1 protein-coding gene is annotated in these 1,806 nt (G+C 53.8%); it reads right to left on the reverse strand.

Annotated elements, in window-relative coordinates; all coding sequences use genetic code 11:
* Positions 1-241: 241 nt before the first annotated feature.
* A complete protein-coding gene (locus ACFQUU_RS29195) occupies positions 242-1,612 on the reverse strand; it encodes a transposase (RefSeq protein WP_382252130.1) in 1,371 nt (456 codons plus the stop codon).
* Positions 1,613-1,806: the final 194 nt, after the last annotated feature.

The following is a 1,806-nucleotide window of genomic DNA, read 5'->3' on the forward strand; positions in this document are numbered from 1 at the left end:
GTAGTAAGCTGTTCCATGACTTCCCCTCCTGTTCAGATTGAACAACGACACCTCAATCTTGGCACTCGATGCCGTGCGACTTCAACACCGCGTCGGGACGGGGAAGTCCCTTACATTTGAAAAAGTCGAGAAGCAATATGTTGAAAAAGTCGAGAAGCAATATGTTCTGGTCTCGAAGAGAAGGCCCGAAGTTTAAATTAGAGCCGGAACATAAGGTGACTTAACGGCGATCAACGCAGCCTCACACGGCTGCATGGCCTAAATTAAAACCTCCTGCATAGAGTCGTGTTGCCATGCGCCTTAGATTTTGCGCCGTAGCTGCCAAGAGAAATTCATCATGGGCACCAGATGGGCCTCGCAATCGCAAGCGGTCCAGTTTCAGAATTCGCTTAAGATGCGCAAACAGCACTTCCACCTTCTTGCGCTCGCGGCGTGACTGCGCGTACTCAGGCGTTTGCATGATGCGCCGGGTCACTTCCCGTGCGTCCTCATAAATACTGCGTGCAATCTTGCGAGTGGGCGTATTGGGACAGCACTGTGGCTTGAACCTGCAGTGCTGACAGTCCATCTGGCTGGAGTGATAGAGGATTGTTTCGGCCTTAGTAACGTGCGTGCGTGGGTTCGAGAAGGCACGCCACTCCTTGCGCAATGCCTTGCCATCAGGGCAGCGGTATTGATCTGCTTCCGGTTGCCAAACAAAGTCGCCTACGGCAAATGTGCCGTCGAGGCGCTGGCTTCTGTCCCATACCGGTACGTGCGGATCGATTTCCTTGTCTTTGACCAGCCAGCCGAGCATGGCGGCAGCACCATATGCCGTGTCGCCGATGAGCCGGTGTGGCTTGAGATGCAGGCGTTGTTCGACTCGGTCAATCATGGTGCGCGTGGCTTGTGATTCGGCTGAATGGCTGGAGGCCGAAGGTTCAACATCGACAATAATGCCGTCCTTCACATCGATCAGATAGTTGGTGGAGTAAGTAAAGAAGGCCGGGCCAGATGCAGCCGACCAGGATGCGGCTGGATCGGTTAGCGATACATACTTTGGCAGGCTGGGCGGATCGGCACTGTCCAGTGCAGCCAGGTATTCTCTGACCGGTCGGCTAACGTAGTCACCCCAGTTAATGCGTTGAGTTCCAGGCACAGCGCGCTGGCGCTGAGCATCGGCCTTAATGATGCTGGCATCAGTGGCAAAACCTTCACCACCAACCAACCCTTCGACAATACACCGACGCAGTACCGACTCAAACAGTTCACGGAAGGCATCGCTGTCGCGAAAGCGCCCATGCCGATTCTTAGAGAAGGTGGAATGATCTGGTACGCGATCATGGACACCTAGGTGACAGAACCAGCGGTAGGCAAGATTCAGGTGCACTTCCTCACACAGCCGCCGTTCAGATCGGATGCCGTAACAGTACCCAATAATGAGCATGCGTATGATCAGCTCCGGATCCACTGATGGCCGGCCGATGTGGCTGTAAAAGGGTTTAAGCTGTTGACGAAACTCCGCCAAATCGAGATGGCGATCTATGGCCCTCAGGAGATGATCCTGCGGGACAAACTCCTCCAGATTGATAACCTCGGTACGTTCCCTTGGAACAAGTTTCCATCCCATCATGATGGCCTCCACCATAGCATGCCATTCCGGCACAATATGCCGACTCTAGCGAAGATCAAGAGGACTATTTCAAATGTAAGGGACTTCCCCGTCCCGACGCGGTGTTGAAGTCGCACGGCATCGAGTGCCAAGATTGAGGTGTCGTTGTTCAATCTGAACAGGAGGGGAAGTCATGGAACAGCTTACTACCATTG

The organism is Herbaspirillum sp. GCM10030257 (genome assembly GCF_042666555.1).
Classification (GTDB): Bacteria; Pseudomonadota; Gammaproteobacteria; order Burkholderiales; family Burkholderiaceae_D; genus Noviherbaspirillum.

Bases quoted from the DNA above. Each gene is read 5' to 3' on its own strand.
- ACFQUU_RS29195 (WP_382252130.1), bottom strand. From the start codon at position 1,612: ATGATGGGATGGAAACTTGTTCCAAGGGAACGTACCGAGGTTATCAAT.